This window comes from Streptomyces sp. NPDC031274 (genome assembly GCF_055570235.1).
Genome location: NZ_JBVIHP010000003.1, coordinates 245,319 through 263,307 on the forward strand (window position 1 = coordinate 245,319; position 17,989 = coordinate 263,307).

12 protein-coding genes are annotated in these 17,989 nt (G+C 70.1%); all 12 read left to right on the plus strand.

Translation table 11 applies throughout. The features are described 5' to 3' along the window. Positions 1-22 precede the first annotated feature (22 nt). The 12 genes from mrdA (at position 23) to obgE (ending at position 17,974) form a co-directional block, all read left to right on the plus strand. Positions 23-2,197: a penicillin-binding protein 2 gene (gene mrdA / locus ACZ5CR_RS06640; RefSeq protein WP_468854228.1), complete on the plus strand. Its 2,175-nt coding sequence runs from the start codon at positions 23-25 to the stop codon at positions 2,195-2,197. Then, complete coding sequence (rodA, locus tag ACZ5CR_RS06645) at positions 2,197-3,399, plus strand: rod shape-determining protein RodA (RefSeq protein ID WP_468854230.1); 1,203 nt, start codon at positions 2,197-2,199, stop codon at positions 3,397-3,399. The genes mrdA and rodA overlap by 1 nt, the downstream gene beginning before the upstream one ends. A gap of 49 nt (positions 3,400-3,448) precedes the next feature. Then, positions 3,449-5,083: a CYTH and CHAD domain-containing protein gene (locus ACZ5CR_RS06650; RefSeq protein WP_468854232.1), complete on the plus strand. Its 1,635-nt coding sequence runs from the start codon at positions 3,449-3,451 to the stop codon at positions 5,081-5,083. 64 nt (positions 5,084-5,147) lie between these two features. After that, positions 5,148-7,070 (plus strand): TIGR03960 family B12-binding radical SAM protein, encoded by a 1,923-nt coding sequence (locus ACZ5CR_RS06655; RefSeq protein ID WP_468854235.1) that lies wholly within the window; start codon positions 5,148-5,150, stop codon positions 7,068-7,070. Continuing rightward, positions 7,071-7,640, plus strand: coding sequence for a GNAT family N-acetyltransferase (locus tag ACZ5CR_RS06660; protein ID WP_468854238.1), 570 nt, complete (start codon positions 7,071-7,073; stop codon positions 7,638-7,640). 36 nt (positions 7,641-7,676) lie between these two features. After that, complete coding sequence (locus ACZ5CR_RS06665) at positions 7,677-9,131, plus strand: hypothetical protein (protein WP_468854240.1); 1,455 nt, start codon at positions 7,677-7,679, stop codon at positions 9,129-9,131. A gap of 46 nt (positions 9,132-9,177) precedes the next feature. After that, on the plus strand, positions 9,178-9,981 hold the full coding sequence (locus tag ACZ5CR_RS06670; RefSeq protein WP_468854242.1) for a TIGR03936 family radical SAM-associated protein: 804 nt from the start codon (positions 9,178-9,180) through the stop codon (positions 9,979-9,981). A 236-nt stretch (positions 9,982-10,217) separates the two neighbouring features. Continuing rightward, positions 10,218-14,123 carry an Rne/Rng family ribonuclease gene (locus ACZ5CR_RS06675; protein ID WP_468854245.1) on the plus strand — a complete coding sequence of 1,302 codons (3,906 nt, stop codon included), beginning with the start codon at positions 10,218-10,220 and terminating at the stop codon, positions 14,121-14,123. A 189-nt stretch (positions 14,124-14,312) separates the two neighbouring features. Next, positions 14,313-15,665 carry a phospholipase D-like domain-containing protein gene (locus ACZ5CR_RS06680; RefSeq protein WP_468854247.1) on the plus strand — a complete coding sequence of 451 codons (1,353 nt, stop codon included), beginning with the start codon at positions 14,313-14,315 and terminating at the stop codon, positions 15,663-15,665. Positions 15,666-15,828: 163 nt separating this feature from the next. After that, positions 15,829-16,149, plus strand: coding sequence for a 50S ribosomal protein L21 (gene rplU, locus ACZ5CR_RS06685; RefSeq protein ID WP_160505004.1), 321 nt, complete (start codon positions 15,829-15,831; stop codon positions 16,147-16,149). Positions 16,150-16,160: 11 nt separating this feature from the next. Beyond that, positions 16,161-16,415 (plus strand): 50S ribosomal protein L27, encoded by a 255-nt coding sequence (rpmA, locus tag ACZ5CR_RS06690; protein ID WP_160505003.1) that lies wholly within the window; start codon positions 16,161-16,163, stop codon positions 16,413-16,415. A 119-nt stretch (positions 16,416-16,534) separates the two neighbouring features. Beyond that, positions 16,535-17,974, plus strand: a complete 1,440-nt coding sequence (gene obgE / locus ACZ5CR_RS06695) for a GTPase ObgE (RefSeq protein ID WP_468854250.1) — start codon at positions 16,535-16,537, stop codon at positions 17,972-17,974. Positions 17,975-17,989 lie beyond the last annotated feature (15 nt).

Sequence of the window (17,989 nt, forward strand, 5' to 3'; positions counted from 1 at the left end):
TTTCGACGAATGGGCTGCGCCCATGACCAACATCCCCGAGACCGGACGGACCCCAAGGGTCCAGATCCGTCTCATCGTCATCCAGATCCTCGTGCTCTCCCTCCTCCTCACCCTCGGCGGCCGGCTCTGGTACCTCCAGATCCGCAACGGCGAGGAGTACGCCGAGGAAGCCTCCGGCAACCACGTCCAGCAGGTCGTCGACCCCGCCGTACGCGGCTCGATCCTCGACGCCCGCGGTGTGCCGATCGCCGACAACGAGACCCGGCTCGTCGTCTCCGCGTCCCGCACCGAGCTGATGAAGATGAAGGACGACGGCAAGGCGGCCCTCGCCAAGCTCGCGGACGTGCTTGGCATGAGCGCCAAGGAAGTCGGCGACAAGGTCCGCCTCTGCGACTCCAAGACCCCGCAGCCCTGCTGGAACGGCTCGCCCTACCAGCCGATCCCGATCACGGACGAGGCCTCGCCCAAGCAGGCCCTCCAGATCCGCGAGCGCGCCGAGGACTTCCCCGGCATCACCGCGGAGCCCACCGCCGTACGCCGCTATGCCGCGCCCGGCAAGTCCAACACCGCCCAGGTGCTCGGCTACCTCTCGCCCGTCACCGACGACGAGATCAAGAAGGCCGAGAACACCGAATCGCCGTTCCTCCGCTCCGACCAGGTCGGCCGCTCCGGACTTGAGCGGACGTACGACGCTCAGCTGCGCGGCAAGGCGGGCGTCACGCGCTACGAGGTCGACAACCTCGGCCGCGTCATCGGCAAGGCCAAGGACGACCCGGCCGAGCCCGGCGCGAACGTCGTCACCAGCATCGACGCGCGCGTGCAGGCGCTGTCCGAGTACTGGCTGAACGACGCGATGAAGAAGGCCCGCCAGGAGTTCGACAAGAACACCAACGAGAACTACAAGGCCGACGCGGGCGCCGTCGTCGTCATGGAGAACAAGACCGGACGCATCGTCTCCATGGCGTCCAACCCGACCTACGACCCGAACGCCTGGGTCGGCGGCATCTCCGGCAAGGACTACGCGCAGCTCACCGGCAAGAAGTCCAACTACCCGCTCCTGAACCGCGCCATCCAGGGCCAGGCGGCCCCCGGCTCGATCTTCAAGGTCATCCCGACGGCGGCGGCGGTCAACGCGGGCTACGACTTCAACGGGCGCTACCCCTGCCCCAGCTCGTACTCCATCGGCGGCCAGACGTTCAAGAACTTCGAGTCCCAGGGCCACGGCAGCATCACTCTCGGCCAGGCCCTGGAGGTCTCCTGCGACACCGTCTTCTACAAGCTCTCGCACGACCAGTGGAACAAGGACGGCGGCAACAAGCCGAAGAAGGACACCAAGGACTGGTTCTACAAGACGGCCCACCAGTTCGGCCTCGGCAAGGAGACCGGCATCGACCTGCCGAACGAGGTCACAGGCCGCGTCCCGGACCGCCAGTGGAAGAAGGACTTCTGGAAGGCCAACAAGGACGGCTGGTGCAAGCAGGGCAAGAAGGGCGGTGACTACGCCGAGCGGATCGCGTACGAGAACTGCCTCGAAGGCATGAAGATGCGCGCCGGTGACTCCGTCAACTACTCCATCGGACAGGGCGACACCCTCGTCACGCCGATACAGATGGCGACGATCTACTCCGCGATCGCCAACGGCGGCACCCTGTACGACCCCACGGTCGGCAAGGCGATCATCAGCGCCGACGGCAAGCAGACCCAGGAGATCAAGCCGAAGTCGCACGGCAAGCTGCCCATGACGCACAAGACCCGGAACGACATAGACGGTGCTCTCGCCGACGTCGCCACCAAGGGAACGGCGGCCTGGCGGTTCGGCGGCTGGCCGCAGGACAAGATCCCGATGCACGCCAAGACGGGTACGGCGGAGGTCTACGGCAAGCAGACCACCTCGTGGTTCGCGACGTACACCAAGGACTACTCGATCGTGATGACGATCTCCCAGGGTGGTACGGGTTCCGGTGCGTCGGGCCCCGCCGTCCGCAAGATCTACGACGGCATCTACGGCCTGGACGACAGCGGCAAGCAGAACCTCAAGAAGGCCCTGCTGCCCCAGCCGCAGAAGAACCTGCCGAAGATCGAGACCGACGGTTCGATCGACTCCCCGAAGCTCAAGCCGTACAAGCCGGAGGCCCCCAAGCCGCCGCAGGAGCAGCAGGAACTGGCGGGCGCGCCCGCGAACGGGAGGCGCGACTAGTGGCCGGAAACAATGGCTTCTCCGTCTCCGGATACGGGCCCGGGCGCTCGTCGATGACCTCCCGCGTGCTCGCCCGCGACTCGCTGGTGCGCAGGCTCGACTGGCCGATACTGCTCTCCGCGATCGCGCTCTCCGCGATCGGCTCCGCGCTCGTCTTCTCGGCGACGCGCAACCGCACCGAGCTGGTCGGCGACGACCCGTACGCCTTCCTGTTCAAGCACGTCCTGAACACCGGCATCGGCATCGCCCTGATGGCGGGCACGATCTGGCTCGGCCACCGGACGCTGCGGACGGCCGTGCCGATCCTCTACGGCATCTCCGTCTTCCTCGTCCTGCTCGTCCTCACCCCGCTCGGCGCGACGATCAACGGCGCGCACGCGTGGATCGTGGTCGGCGGCGGCTTCTCGCTCCAGCCCTCCGAGTTCGTGAAGATCACGATCATCCTGGGCATGGCGATGCTGCTCGCGGCGCGGGTGGACGCGGGCGACCGGGACCACCCCGACCACCGCACGGTCCTGCAGGCCCTGGGCCTGGCCGCCGTACCGATAATGATCGTGCTCCTCATGCCCGACCTCGGGTCGGTCATGGTGATGGCGATGATCGTGCTCGGCGTGCTGCTCGCGTCGGGCGCCTCCAACCGCTGGGTCTTCGGACTCCTCGGCACGGGCGCGGCCGGCGCGATCGCCATCTGGCAGCTCGGCGTCCTCGACGACTACCAGATCGCTCGCTTCGCGGCCTTCGCCAACCCGGCGCTCGACCCGGCGGGCGTCGGCTACAACACCAACCAGGCGCGCATCGCGATCGGCTCCGGCGGCCTGTCGGGCACCGGCCTCTTCAAGGGCTCGCAGACCACGGGGCAGTTCGTGCCCGAGCAGCAGACGGACTTCGTCTTCACCGTCGCGGGCGAGGAGCTCGGCTTCGTGGGCGCGGGCCTCATCCTCGTCCTGCTCGGCGTCCTGCTCTGGCGGGCCTGCCGCATCGCGCGCGAGACGACCGAGCTGTACGGCACGATCGTCGCCGCCGGGATCATCGCCTGGTTCGCCTTCCAGGCCTTCGAGAACATCGGCATGACGCTCGGCATCATGCCGGTGGCGGGTCTGCCCCTGCCCTTCGTCTCCTACGGAGGATCATCGATGTTCGCGGTCTGGGTGGCCGTGGGCCTGCTTCAGTCGATCAAGGTGCAGCGGCCGATGTCGGCGTAGGCCGGTTGCAGGTCTGCCCTTGGCCTGCGATCGCGTCTAGATTCGGTTCATGGCGGAGACGAAGCGCGAGATCGAGCGGAAGTACGACGTCGGGGCGGACGCGGAGCTGCCTGACCTGACCGGGGTCGCCGGGGTGGCCGACGTCGTCGACAAGGGCGTCGTCGAACTGGACGCCGTCTATCACGACACGACCGACCAACTCCTGCTCTCCGACTCGATCACGCTGCGCCGCCGCACGGGCGGCGACGACGAGGGATGGCACCTCAAGCTGCCGGTGTCCCTCGCGCAGGGCGTGCGGGACGAGATTCAGGCCCCGCTCTCGGAGTCGGTGCCGCCCGAGCTGTCCGGGCTCGTGCGCTCCCGGGTGCGCGATGCCGCACTCGTGCCCGTCATGCGCCTGTTGACCGCGCGGGACCTGCGTCACCTCGTCGACGGCAAGGGCGCGCTCCTTGCCGAGCTGAGCGTCGACCGGGTGCGGGCCGAGCGGCTCACGGAGGGCGGCGGCACCGCCGAGTGGGCCGAGATCGAGGTGGAGCTGGCGGACGACGCGGATCCCGCGCTGCTCGACCGGATCGAGAAGAAGCTGAGGAAGCTGGGCATCGAGCGCTCGACGTCCGCGTCGAAACTGGCCAAGGCACAGGCGGCGACGGCTCTGAGCGAGACCCGGCAGCGGTCCGTGGAGACCCGGCAGCGGCCCGCGGCGGGCAGGCTGAAGCCTGCCAAGGCCAAGAAGGGGAAGGAGGCGGATGAGCAGTACATCGTCATCCATCTGAAGGACTCCGCCGTGCGACCTGACCCCGTCACCGCTGCCGACCACGTCCTCGCCTACGTCCGCACCCAGCGCGACGCCCTCGTCGCCCTCGACCCCGACGTCCGCCGCGACGTGCCGGACTCCGTGCACCAGATGCGGGTCGCCACCCGGCGGATGCGCAGCGCGTTCCGCTCGTACAGGAAGATCCTCGACCGTACCGTCACCGACCCGATCGGCGACGAGCTGAAGTGGCTCGCGGGCGAACTCGGGGTCGACCGCGACCAGGAGGTCCTCGCCGAGCGGCTCACGCACCGCGTCGACGCCGTGCCGGGGACCCTGCTCCTCGGGCCGGTGCGGGCCCGCCTGCAGATCTGGGGTGTCGCAGGCGCCGACGACGCCCGGAGCAGGACCGTCGCCGCTCTCGAAGGAGAGCGGTACGTGCAGCTCCTGAACTCTGTCGACGCCCTGCTCGCCGACCCACCGCTGCGCAAGGCCGCCGCCGCGTCCCCGGCCAAGGCCCTCCCCAAGGCCGTACGGAAGGACTACGCCCGCCTGGAGGCCCGCATCGAGCACGCGCTCGCCCTTGAGCCGGGGGAGGAGCGGGACGTGGCGATGCACGGCGCCCGCAAGGCCGCCAAGCGTGCCCGGTACGCGGGCGAGGCGGCCAGGCCCGCGCTCGGCAAGCCCGCCAAGCGGTTCGCGAAACGGATGAAGTCCGTCCAGAAGGTCCTCGGCGACCACCAGGACAGCGTCGTGGCCCGTGAAACGCTGCGGCAGCTGGCGATCCAGGCCCATGCGGCGGACGAGACCGCCTTCACCTGGGGACTTCTGTACGGCCATGAGGAGGCCACGGCCGCCGAGCGCGAGAACGAGCTGCCGGGGGTGTGGCACCGGGCGTCCCGGCCCAAACTGAGGGCGGCATTGAGCAGCTGACCGCCGGGGTACGCTGGATGGTCACCCCTGCCAGATCATGAGAACCCTGCCGAAAGACGCTGTGATGCCTGTCGAGTCCGTCTTCCCACGACTGGAAGCGCTTCTCCCGCACGTCCAGAAGCCCATTCAGTACGTCGGCGGAGAGCTCAATTCCACCGTCAAGGACTGGGACGCATGTGACGTCCGCTGGGCGCTCATGTACCCCGACGCGTACGAGGTCGGGCTGCCCAACCAGGGCGTCATGATCCTCTACGAGGTACTGAACGAACGCGAGGGCGTCCTCGCCGAGCGCACGTACAGCGTCTGGCCGGACCTCGAAGAGCTGATGCGGGAGCACAAGGTCCCGCAGTTCACCGTGGACAGCCACCGCCCCGTCGGCGCCTTCGACGTGTTCGGGCTCAGCTTCTCCACCGAGCTCGGCTACACGAACATGCTCACGGCCCTGGACCTCGCGGGCATCCCGCTCGAGTCCAAGGACCGCACGGTCGACGACCCGATCGTCCTCGCCGGAGGCCACGCCGCCTTCAACCCCGAGCCGATCGCGGAGTTCATCGACTGCGCGGTCATCGGCGACGGCGAGCAGGCCGTGCTCGACATGACGGCGATCATCCGCGAGTGGAAGTCCGAGGGCCGCCCCGGTGGCCGCGAGGAAGTTCTGTTCCGCCTCGCGAGGACCGGCAGCGTCTACGTCCCCGGGTTCTACGACGTCGAGTACCTCCCGGACGGGCGGATCGGCCGCGTCGTACCGAACAAGTCCGGTGTCCCGTGGCGCGTGTCCAAGCACACCGTCATGGACCTGGACGAGTGGCCCTACCCGAAGCAGCCCCTCGTGCCGCTCGCGGAGACCGTCCACGAGCGCATGTCCGTGGAGATCTTCCGCGGCTGCACCCGCGGTTGCCGCTTCTGCCAGGCCGGCATGATCACGCGCCCCGTGCGGGAGCGAAGCATCACCGGCATCGGCGACATGGTGGAGAAGGGCCTGAAGGCGACCGGCTTCGAAGAGGTCGGCCTGCTCTCCCTGTCCTCCGCCGACCACACGGAGATCGCGGACGTCGCCAAGGGCCTCGCGGACCGGTACGAGGAAGACAAGATCGGCCTCTCCCTGCCCTCGACCCGCGTCGACGCCTTCAACATCGACCTCGCGAACGAGCTGACGAGGAACGGCCGCCGCTCGGGTCTGACGTTCGCCCCCGAGGGCGGCAGCGAGCGGATGCGGAAGGTCATCAACAAGATGGTCTCCGAAGAAGACCTGATCCGCACCGTCGCGACCGCGTACGGCAACGGCTGGCGCCAGGTGAAGCTGTACTTCATGGTCGGCCTGCCCACCGAGACCGACGAGGACGTCCTGCAGATCGCGGACATGGCGGCGAACGTCATCGCCAAGGGCCGCGAGGTCGCGGGCAACGACATCCGCTGCACGGTCTCCATCGGCGGCTTCGTGCCCAAGCCGCACACGCCCTTCCAGTGGGCCCCGCAGCTGTCGGCACAGGAGACGGACTCCCGTCTCACGAAGCTGCGCGACAAGATCCGCGGCGACAAGAAGTACGGCCGCTCGATCGGCTTCCGCTACCACGACGGCAAGCCCGGCATCGTCGAAGGCCTGCTCTCGCGCGGGGATCGCCGCATCGGCTCCGTCATCCGCGCCGTGTACGAGGACGGCGGCCGCTTCGACGGCTGGCGCGAGCACTTCAGCTACGACCGCTGGATGGCCTGCGCCGAGAAGACGCTGCCCGACTTCGGCGTGGACGTCGACTGGTACACCACGCGTGAGCGCACGTACGAGGAGGTCCTGCCCTGGGACCACCTCGACTCCGGTCTCGACAAGGACTGGCTCTGGGACGACTGGCAGGACTCGCTCGACGAGACCGAGGTCGAGGACTGCCGCTGGACCCCGTGCTTCGACTGCGGCGTGTGCCCGCAGATGCAGACCGAGATCCAGATCGGCCCGACCGGCAAGAAGCTCCTTCCGCTGTCGGTAGTGAAGTAAGTGACGCGGCACGAGCCGGTGGACGGGGCGGGTGTTCCGCGACTCGCCCCGCCCTCCGGCCTCGTGCATCTCTCCTTCATCGCCGCGATGGAGGAGTTCCGTGCCGAGGGGCGCGGCGGCGATGACGACGACTCGACGCTCGGCCGCACCCTGCGCGACTACGGCGACAAGTGGCACGACCCGGTGGTCTTCGAGCGCTATGTGGCCGAGGTCCGCGCCGCCGTGCACCCCGCGGAGCCGTTCTCCGTCCCCGTGACGACCCTCTGGTACGCGGACGGCGCCGACTACTTCGGCCGTCTGGCCATCCGGCACAACGTCAACACGCGCTTCCTGCGCGAGTACGGCGGCCACGTCGGCTACGACGTACGCCCCACGGCCCGCCGCCGCGGCCACGCCACGGCGATGCTGATCGACAGCCTGCCGTACGCCCGCGAGCTCGGTCTCGCATCGGTTCTGGTCACCTGCGACACCGACAACACCGGTTCGCGCAAGGTGATCGAGGCCGCGGGCGGCACGTTCGAGGACGAACGCGGCGGAAAGCTGCGTTACTGGGTCCCGACCGCCGCCTGACGAACCAGCAGCATCCACCGAAGCGTCTAGGACAGCATGGACCTGGAAAAGCGGCCCTCGCCGTACGAGCCGCAGCAGCCGCTCGACACCCCGCGACCGCAGGCCGAGGGGTGTCTCGCCGTCGCGATCCGCATCCCGGTGCGGATCGTGGTGCTCGTGCTCGTCGTGCCGGTACGCCTGCTGTGGGACGCGCTCGCCGTGTGCGGCCGCTTTCTGTACTTCAGGGCGCTGCGGCCCGTGGGGCGCGCGTTCGCCTGGCTCGGCCGGACGCTGATCGTGACGCCGCTGGGCTGGCTGAACGAGTACGTCTTCACACCGGTCGCGCGCGGCATCGGCGTCGCTCTGGTGTGGCTGCTCAAGGCCGTGTTCGTGTGGCCGTGGGTGGGGCTGTGGCGGTATGTGGTCGTGCCTGTCGGCATGGGGCTCGCGTGGCTCGGGCGGGTGCTCGTCGTGGTGCCCGCCGTGTGGCTGTACGCGTCCGTGCTCACGCCGGTCGGGCACGCGATCGCCTGGCTGTGCAGGGCAATCGGGTCCTCAATCGCCTTTCTGTGCAGGGGAGTTGGCCACGGCGTCGGGTGGCTGGGGCGGGTGCTCGTCGTGGTCCCGGCCGTCTGGTTGTACGCGTCCGTGCTGACGCCGATCGGGCACGCGGTCACCTGGCTCGCGCGGGCCGTCGCGGCGGGTGCAGCCGTCGCCGGACGCGGCATCGGCGTCGCTCTGGTGTGGCTGCTCAAGGCGGTGTTCGTGTGGCCGTGGGTGGGGCTGTGGCGGTATGTGGTCGTGCCCGTCGGCAAGGGTCTCGCGTGGCTGGGGCGGGTGCTCGTCGTGGTCCCGGCCGTGTGGCTGTACGCGTCCGTGCTGACGCCGGTCGGGCACGCGATCGCCTGGCTCGCCAAGGGGATTGGGGCGGGCATCGCGTGGACGGCATGGGGGATCGGGGCCGGGGTCGGCTGGTTGATTCGGGGGATCGGGACGGTGCTCGGCGCCCTGGGCCGCTGGATCTTCGTGGTGCCCGCCGTCGCCCTGTGGCGCTGGGTGCTCGCACCCGTCGGGCGGGGCATCGCCGTCGTCGCACGCGAGATCGTCGACGCGCTCGGACACGCCTGGCGGATCGCCGGGTACATCTCGCTCGCCGTGGGGCGCTTCCTGGGCCGGCTCCTGCGGTGGCTCTTCGTGGACCCGGTGCGCTGGGTGTACCGCTCGGTCCTCGCTCCCGTCGGGCACGCCCTGCGCGACGGGGTCTGGCGCCCTGCCGCCCAGGCGGTCAAGGACGCGCGCCGCGCCACCCGGCAGGCGCTTGCCGCCGCCCGCCAGAGCGTGCGGGAAGCCCGTGCCGACGTACGGCGCATGCTGTTCGGGGCGCCGAAGGGACAGGCCCCCGTGGGGGCGGTTCCGGCGGAGCCCGCGCCGGTGCCCGTGGCCCGGCGGGAACCGGACACGCCCGCGGCACGTACTCTAGGTAGCAGTACGACCGCACTCACGAAGGACTAGAACACTGGGCAAGCGACAGCCCGAAGGCCCGCCGCCCGCTCCCGCGGTGCAGCGCATCCGACTGCGCTACACCAAGCGCGGCCGCCTCCGGTTCACCAGCCACCGTGACTTCCAGCGCGCCTTCGAGCGGGCGCTGCGCCGCGCCGAGGTGCCCATGGCGTACTCGGCGGGGTTCACACCGCACCCGAAGGTGTCGTACGCCAATGCCGCACCCACCGGCACGGGCAGTGAGGCCGAGTACCTGGAGATCGCGCTCATCGAGGCGCGTGACCCCGACAAGCTGCGCGAGCTGCTCGACGAGTCGATGCCGAACGGGCTCGACATCATCGACGCCGTCGAGTCCCGTACGTCGGGGCTCGCCGACCGGCTCACCGGGTCCGTGTGGGAGCTGCGCCTGGACGGCGTGGAGCCCGCGGACGCGGAGCGTGCCGCCGAGGCCTTCCGGGCCGCGGAGAGCGTCGAGGTCCAGCGCCGCGCGAAGAACGGCATGCGGACGTTCGATGCCCGTGCGGCCGTCGTGAGTCTTGAGGCAATCGCCTCTGACGAGGCACTCAGCCACGACACCGATAGGCCGACCGACCAGCCCTGTGCGATACTGCGGCTGGTTGTTCGGCACGTGACACCTGCCGTACGACCCGACGACGTCTTGTCCGGTCTCCGAGCTGTGGCTGACCTGGCGCCGCCGGTCGCCGCAGCGGTGACCAGGCTGGCGCAGGGGCTTCTTGACGACGAGACCGGCACGGTGACCGACCCGCTCGCGCCCGACCGCGAGGCAGCCACGGCCCCACTTGAGAACCAAGGGGCCGCCGCAGCCACCGCGAAGGTGCCGGTGACGGAAGGTCCCGCGTAGGGACGCGCGTCGAAGCGCCGTCCTTGTACTCGGGAGCCACCTGGGTCGGGCAGCGCACTGACCGAGACTTTCGCCAGGCCGTCCGCATTTGGGCGTACGGAACCGGCGAGACAGACACATAGAGCTCCCGTGCGGCGCCCACGCCCCCGGATGGCGGCCCCGCGTAGGTGAGCGAGAGCCGCGGACATCACCGGACCAGGCGCGGCGCCCGGGAGCGTGACGGGAGAACCGCCCGCATGCTTGAGCCGAACGAACCCACTGAGGGCTCGGACAACACCACACCCAGCGACACCCTGCCGCCGCGCCGCAGGCGCCGTGCGGCGTCGCGGCCCGCCGGGCCGCCCGTGGGTGCCACCGAAGGCGTCGAGGGCGCCGCTCCGGCCGTACCGGCCGCCCCCGCTGCCGAAGAGCCCGCCAAGGCCGCCGCTCCGGAGCCGGAACAGGCCGAGGAAGCCGCTCCTGCCCCGCGTACGCGCCGTCGTGCCACCCGCCGCGCCTCGGCTCCCGCCGGTGCGCCGCAGGGCGCTGAGACGGCCGCCGAAGCGCCCGTCGCCGAGCCCGCCGCGGCCGAGGTCGAGCCCGAGCCCGAAGAGACCGCTCCCGCCCCGCGCCGCCGCCGTGCCACGCGCCGCGCCTCCGCGCCCGCCGGTGCGCCGCAGGCCGCCGAGGCCGCAGCGGAGACGCCCGTGGCGGCCGAGCCCGCCGCCGAGGAGCCCGCCGCCGCGCCCGAGGCGCAGCCGGAGTCCGGCGACGCCGCCCCGCGCCGTGCCCGCCGCCGCGCGACCCGCGGTTCGTCCGCGCCCGCCGCGGAGACGCAGGCCGAGCAGGCCCCTGCCGCCGAGCCGAAGGCCGACGCCGCGCCCGCCGCGGGCAAGCAGGCCCCCGAAGCAGCAGAACCCGCCGAAGAGGACGCGCCCAGTGGCCGCCGTCCCCGCCGTGCCACCCGCAAGGCCGCCGCCGGGTTCTCGGCGCCCGCCCCGACGCGGGCCCGCAAGGCGCGTGCCGGTGACACCGAGGAGGGTTCCGGAAGGAAGCCGCGCCCCGCCGTCGCCGTCTTCCAGGCGCCGGTGTTCGCCGCGCCGATGTTCCAGACCCCCGAGAGCGCCGCTGCCGCTGCCGCCGCCGAAGCGGCCGACGAGCCCGCCGAAGAGGTCGAGGCCGAGCCCGTCGCCGCCGCACCGGTGGTGGAGGAGGAGACCGGAGGGCGCCGGCGCCGCAACCGCCGTCGTGCCGCCGAGGAGCAGCCCGCCGCCGAGCGCGAGCCCGCCAAGCCCGCCGCGAAGGCCGTCGAGGCCGAGGCCCCCGAGCCCGAAGAGGCCGAGGACAGCGACAACAACGACCACAACGACCACAACGACAACGAAGAGTCCGACGACGCCGGTGAGCGCCACGGCCGCCGCCGTCGTCGTGGTGGCCGTCGCCGTCGCCGCGGTGAGTCCGCCGACGACTCCGGCGATCAGCAGGACGCGGACGCCGATTCCGACGCGGACGCCGCTGAGGACGCCAAGGAGACCGAGGACGCCAGGGACGCGGCCGAGCAGGCCGACGACGACGCCGACGACAACGGCTCGGGCTCCGGTTCGAGCAGCAGCCGTCGCCGTCGTCGCCGTCGCCGTCGCGCCGGTGACTCCGGTGACGCGGACACCGGCGACGGCGCAGGCGACCCGGAGCGTACGGTCGTCAAGGTCCGTGAGCCGCGCAAGAAGGAAGAGCGCGAGCTGGGCACCGGCGTCGACGAGGTCACGTCCATCAAGGGCTCGACCCGCCTGGAGGCCAAGAAGCAGCGCCGCCGCGAAGGCCGCGAGCAGGGCCGCCGTCGTGTGCCGATCATCACCGAGGCCGAGTTCCTGGCGCGCCGCGAGGCCGTCGAGCGCGTGATGGTCGTCCGCCAGAACGGCGAGCGCACCCAGATCGGCGTCCTTGAGGACAACGTGCTCGTCGAGCACTACGTCAACAAGGAGCAGGCCACCTCGTACGTCGGCAACGTCTACCTGGGCAAGGTTCAGAACGTGCTGCCGTCCATGGAGGCCGCCTTCATCGACATCGGCAAGGGCCGCAACGCGGTCCTGTACGCCGGTGAGGTCAACTTCGAGGCGCTCGGGATGGCCAACGGCCCCCGCCGCATCGAGTCGGCCCTCAAGTCGGGCCAGTCGGTCCTCGTGCAGGTCACGAAGGACCCGATCGGCCACAAGGGCGCCCGCCTCACCAGCCAGGTCTCGCTGCCCGGTCGCTACCTGGTCTACGTGCCCGAGGGCTCGATGACCGGCATCAGCCGCAAGCTGCCCGACACCGAGCGCGCGCGTCTGAAGACCATCCTCAAGAAGATCGTCCCCGAGGACGCGGGCGTCATCGTGCGCACCGCCGCCGAGGGCGCGAGCGAGGACGAGCTGCGCCGTGACGTCGAGCGTCTGCAGGGCCAGTGGGAGGACATCCAGAAGAAGGCGAAGGCGGCTTCCACGAGCGCGCCTGGCCTGCTGTACGGCGAGCCGGACATGACCGTCCGTGTCGTCCGCGACATCTTCAACGAGGACTTCTCGAAGGTCATCGTCAGTGGAGAGGAGGCCTGGGACACCATCCACGGATACGTCTCCCACGTCGCCCCCGACCTGGCCGACCGCCTGCAGCGCTGGACCTCCGAGGTCGACGTCTTCGCGACGTACCGCATCGACGAGCAGCTGATGAAGGCCCTGGACCGCAAGGTCTGGCTGCCCAGCGGCGGCTCGCTGGTGATCGACAAGACCGAGGCGATGATCGTCGTCGACGTCAACACCGGCAAGTTCACCGGTCAGGGCGGCAACCTCGAAGAGACCGTGACGAGGAACAACCTCGAAGCGGCCGAGGAGATCGTGCGCCAGCTGCGCCTGCGTGACCTCGGTGGCATCGTCGTCATCGACTTCATCGACATGGTGCTCGAGTCCAACCGGGACCTGGTCCTGCGCCGTCTGCTCGAATGCCTGGGCCGTGACCGTACGAAGCACCAGGTGGCCGAGGTCACCTCGCTCGGTCTCGTGCAGATGACCCGTAAGCGGGTCGGTCAGGGTCTTCTGGAGTCCTTCTCCGAGACCTGCGTCCACTGCAACGGCCGCGGCGTGATCGTGCACATGGAGCAGCCGACCGCCGCCGGTGGCGGCGGCAAGCGCAAGAAGCGCGGGCGCGGCGGCTCCGAGCAGGGCCAGGAGCACACGCACGAGCACGAGAGCCACGAGACCTACGACAGCGCCGACGAGGTCGAGTCCGAGGCCGAGGTCGCCGCTGAGGCCGCTGCTCCGGTGGCGCTTCCCGAGCCGGATTTCGTGCCGGACGAGGAGCTCTACAGCAGCGCGTCCGAGGCCGAGGCAGCCGCGTCCCGCGGTGGCCGTTCGCGCCGCAGGGCGACCCGTCGGGCCTCGGCTCCGGCCGGCGCCCCGAAGGCGGAGACCGGGCCCGCGGAGAGCACTCCGAAGTCGGAGAAGAAGCGCTCCAGGTCCCGGCAGGCCGCCACGGCCGAGGCTCCGGCCGCCGAGGACCCGGTCGTCGAGGCTCCGGTCGCACCGGCGCAGGAGGAGGCCGCTCCGCAGCCTGCTGCCGCCGCCGTCGAGGCCGCTCCCGAGGCGCCCGTGGACGATGCCGCTCCCAAGGGACGTACGCGCCGTCGTGCGACCCGCAAGGCGACGTCGCCCGCAGGTTCGCCGAAGAGCGCGCGGAGCGCCGAGCCACAGGCCGCCGAGGTGATCGTCACCGAGGCGCCCAAGGCGGAGCCCGTCGCGGAGCCGGTCGCCGCCGAGCCGGTGGCCGAGGCTCCCGCCGACGCCGCCCCGGCCCGTCCGCGCCGCCGTGCCGTCCGCAAGGCCACCGCGCCGACCGCGTCGTCCGATGAGGCTGCCGTCCTGGTCGTCCCGTCGGCCGAGAAGGTCACGGAGGCCCCGGAGAAGCCCGAGGCGGACACCGCCGAGGAAGCCGCTCCGGCCAAGAAGACGGCGCGTAAGACCGCCGCCAAGAAGGCGCCCGCGAAGAAGGCCGCCGCCAAGAAGACCGCGACCGCCACCAAGAAGACGGCCGCCAAGAAGACGACGGCCAAGAAGGCGTCGAAGACGACGAAGAAGACCGCCGCGGCGGAGCAGGCGCCGGCCGGCGTCAAGTCCTCCGCGGCCGACGAGGGCTGACCCCCTCCTTCTTAGTCCGTATGTATGTCCGGGTGCCCCCGGCATGGTGATCTTGCCGTGCCGGGGGTATCTCGTTGGTGGCACTTGGAACAGAGTGAAGTACCTGTAAAACTCATGCGGTTGGTGAGAGAACACGCGGGCGCGGCGTCTGGGGAGACGTTCCGTTCGCGTAAGGGGAGGGGATGGACGATGGCGCACGGTCGCCTGAGAGGCACGGGACGTCACCGTGCCGTGAAGCAGGTCAAGGGCGGACGCCAGGCCGTCGCGCTTGCCACGGTCCTGTCGGCGGCGGGCATCCAGACGGTGAGCGCCGTGGGGACGGCAGGCGCGGACGATCAGGCACCGCCACTGGCCGAGGCGCCGATCTTCAACGATCCGCTGGGCACCCCCGAGCAGCAGTACGCGATTCGGACCCGTCTGATCGAGCTGACGAACGCCGCGGTGCCGGGATCGACCATCAAGGTCGCGGTCTACCACGTGTGGGAGGCCTCGGTCGTCGACGCGCTCGTGGCGGCCAAGAAGCGCGGTGTGCACGTACAGATGCTGCTCGACGAGACCAGCAGGAGCGACCGCCCCACGAACACCTCGTACAACACGCTCGCGGCGAATCTCGGTACCGACAAGAACAAGTCGTCCTTCGTGCGGCTCTGCCCCGCGGACAAGTCCTGCCTGGGCGATCCCCGGTACGGCAAGTCGATCATGCACAACAAGTTCTGGCTGTTCTCGCAGGTCGAGGGCGCCAGAGACGTCGTCGTACAGACCACGTCGAACTCGACGCCCTCCGCGCACACGCGGTTCTTCAACGACGCGCTACAGCTCCCGAACAACCCGACGATGTACGAGGCGTACGCCGACTACTTCACGGACATGATCGGCAAGGACTGGCGGAACTGGGACTACCGCACGGTCAGCGACGGCCTCTACAAGGCGTACTTCTTCCCGCGCTCCGGCACGGTCAACGAGACCGACACGATGTACTCGGTCCTGAACAACGTGCAGTGCAACTACAAGGACGCGGCCGGCGTCGCACGGCACACCAACATCCGCGCCTCGATCTTCAAGATCACCCGGGAGCAGATCGCCGACAAGCTCGTCTCGCTCAAGAAGGCGGGCTGCACGGTGAGCATCGTCTACGCCGAGACCGACAGCGCCAAGAGCCAGGGCGGCACCCCCGGCACCTGGGAGGCGCTGCACAAGTCCGGAGGGCCCACGATCCGCTGTTTCAACGACGACCGTGACCCGCTGCACCCCGGCACCAAGCTGGTGACGCCCTTCATCATCCACTCGAAGTACCTGCTCATCGACGGCAAGTACGACGGCAAGCAGAACAAGGTCTCCTTCACCGGCTCGCAGAACTACACGGCGCCCGCCCTGCGCGAGAACGACGAGGCGATCGTGAAGGTCGACGACGACTCCGTGCACGACGCGTACCGCGCCCACTTCGACCACGTACGGGCCGTGGCCTGGCCCGGAACGGCCGACAAGACCGACTTGTGCAAGGGCGTCAAGCCGCTGCCGCCGGACGGTGAGAAGCCGGTTTGACCCTTCCGGCCGAGCCCCGTAATCTTGACCGTCGGCGTGTCAGTAGGTACGCCCTACCCCTGTAAACCTGTTTTCCTTCCGGCGCCTGGCGTCCGGGAGAGGCCGACCGCGTCATGCGGACGGCTGGACTTCGGGGGTCCCGTTCCGAGCGAGAGAGAGATCCGTGTACGCCATCGTGCGCAGCGGTGGTCGCCAGCACAAGGTTGCTGTCGACGACATCGTTGAGGTTGACAAGCTTCCCACCGCCAAGGTTGGCGACACCGTAGAGCTCTCTACGCTGCTCGTTGTCGACGGCGATGCCGTGACGAGCGACCCGTGGGTGCTTGCCGGTATCAAGGTCACGGCCGAGGTCGTGGACCACCACAAGGGTGCCAAGATCGACATCCTTCGTTACAAGAACAAGACCGGCTACCGCCGTCGCCAGGGTCACCGCCAGCAGTACACGGCGATCAAGGTCACCGGTATCCCCACGGCTGCGAAGTAAGGGACTGAGACATGGCACACAAGAAGGGCGCATCGTCCACTCGGAACGGGCGCGATTCCAATGCTCAGCGGCTCGGCGTGAAGCGCTTCGGCGGTCAGACCGTCAACGCCGGTGAGATCCTGGTCCGCCAGCGTGGCACCCACTTCCACCCCGGCTCCAGCGTCGGCCGTGGCAAGGACGACACGCTGTTCGCGCTGGCCGCCGGTGCGGTCGAGTTCGGCACCCACCGTGGCCGTAAGGTCGTGAACATCGTTCCGGTCGCCTGAATCAGGCTTCCGTAGAACAGGTTCTTCGCGAGGGCGGACCTCACTTCCCTGTCGGGAAGCGGGTCCGCCCTTCGCGTGTTAGTAGATAGACATTCCGTACGTTTCTGGAGGCACATCCCATGACCACCTTCGTGGACCGCGTCGAGCTGCACGTCGCCGCGGGTAGCGGGGGCCACGGCTGTGCCTCCGTCCACCGTGAGAAGTTCAAGCCGCTCGGCGGCCCTGACGGTGGCAACGGCGGCCGTGGCGGTGACGTGATCCTGGTCGTCGACCAGTCGGTCACGACCCTGCTCGACTACCACCACTCCCCGCACCGCAAGGCCACCAACGGCGCCCCCGGAGCCGGTGACAACCGCTCCGGCAAGGACGGCCAGGACCTGGTCCTGCCCGTGCCGGACGGCACCGTCATCCTCGACAAGGACGGCAACGTCCTCGCCGACCTGGTCGGCCAGGGCACGACCTTCGTCGCCTCGCAGGGCGGCCGCGGCGGCCTCGGCAACGCGGCACTCGCCTCGGCCCGCCGCAAGGCGCCCGGCTTCGCCCTCCTCGGCGAGCCGGGGCAGGAGGGCGACGTCGTCCTCGAACTCAAGACGGTCGCGGACGTCGCGCTCGTGGGCTACCCCAGCGCGGGCAAGTCCTCGCTGATCTCGGTCCTGAGCGCCGCCAAGCCGAAGATCGCGGACTACCCCTTCACGACGCTCGTCCCCAACCTGGGTGTGGTGACGGCCGGTTCGACCGTCTACACGATCGCCGACGTCCCCGGTCTGATCCCGGGCGCCAGCCAGGGCAAGGGCCTCGGCCTGGAGTTCCTGCGGCACGTCGAGCGGTGCAGCGTCCTGGTGCACGTCCTGGACACGGCCACCCTCGAGTCCGACCGTGACCCCGTCTCCGACCTCGACATCATCGAGGCCGAGCTGCGGGAGTACGGCGCCGGCCTGGAGAACCGCCCGCGTGTCGTCGTCCTCAACAAGATCGACGTACCGGACGGCCAGGACCTCGCGGACCTCGTCCGGCCCGACCTGGAGGCGCGCGGCTACCGCGTCTTCGAGGTGTCGGCCGTGGCGCACAAGGGGCTCAAGGAGCTCTCCTTCGCGCTCGCCGAGGTCGTGGGCGCGGCGCGTGCCGCGAAGCCGAAGGAGGAGGCGACCCGTATCGTCATCCGGCCCAAGGCCGTGGACGACGCGGGCTTCACCGTCAAGCTCGGCGACGACGGCATCTACCGCGTGCGCGGCGAGAAGCCGGAGCGCTGGGTGCGCCAGACCGACTTCAACAACGACGAGGCCGTCGGCTACCTCGCGGACCGGCTGAACCGCCTCGGCGTCGAGGAAGCGCTGATGAAGGCGGGCGCACGCACCGGCGACGGCGTCGCCATCGGCCCCGAGGAGAACGCGGTCGTCTTCGACTGGGAGCCGACGGTGATGGCCGGTGCGGAGATGCTCGGCCGCCGCGGCGAGGACCACCGCCTGGAGGAGCCCCGCCCCGCGGCCCAGCGCCGCAGGGACCGCGACACCGAGCGGGACGAGGCGGAGAAGGCGTACGACGACTTCGAGCCGTTCTAAGCGGGTTCTGGCGGG